Source organism: Mesorhizobium sp. WSM4837 (assembly GCF_055811435.1).
The window spans coordinates 1-544 of the sequence record NZ_JBVVQE010000236.1 but is presented as its reverse complement, the minus strand read 5'-3'; the positions used below and the strand labels follow the sequence as shown (position 1 = coordinate 544).

At 59.0% G+C, this 544-nt stretch carries 1 protein-coding gene; it reads left to right on the top strand.

Going from position 1 to position 544, the window contains the following annotated elements; translation table 11 throughout:
- Positions 1–44: 44 nt before the first annotated feature.
- A partial coding sequence (locus AC0L3D_RS36905; RefSeq protein WP_473647560.1) for a YihY/virulence factor BrkB family protein occupies positions 45–544 on the top strand: 500 nt, incomplete at its 3' end.

The following is a 544-nucleotide window of genomic DNA, read 5'->3' as shown; positions in this document are numbered from 1 at the left end:
TTTCATACGTTTGCCCGCGAAGAAGATGCTCCGGGCCGGCAGCCATGTCGAAAAAAACAACCGACGACGCTTACGAAAACCAAGTGCAGCTTGAGCGGCGGGCCGAGCGGGAGGGCCGCGGACGCAATGCCGAATGGCCCTCAGAGATTCCCAGCCGCGGCTGGAAGGACGTGCTGTGGCGGCTCTTTGCTGAGGTAACCGAGGACCGTGTTATGCTGATCGCGGCCGGGGCCGCATTCTATCTGCTCCTTGCCCTCTTTCCCGCGCTTGCCGCATTCGTGTCCATCTACGGTTTTGTCGCCGATCCCCAGACCATCGCCGAGCACATTGCGTTCCTTGGCGGCGTACTGCCTTCGGGCGGTTTGGATATTATCGGATCTCAGCTTAAGTCCTTGGCCGCTCAGAAGACTGGCGCGCTCAGCTTCGGCTTCATTTTAGGCCTTGCCGTCGCACTGTGGAGCGCCAGCAACGGCATCAAGACGCTATTCGAAGCCATGAACATCGCCTACGAGGAGAGTGAAAAGCGCGGCTTTATCCATCTGAA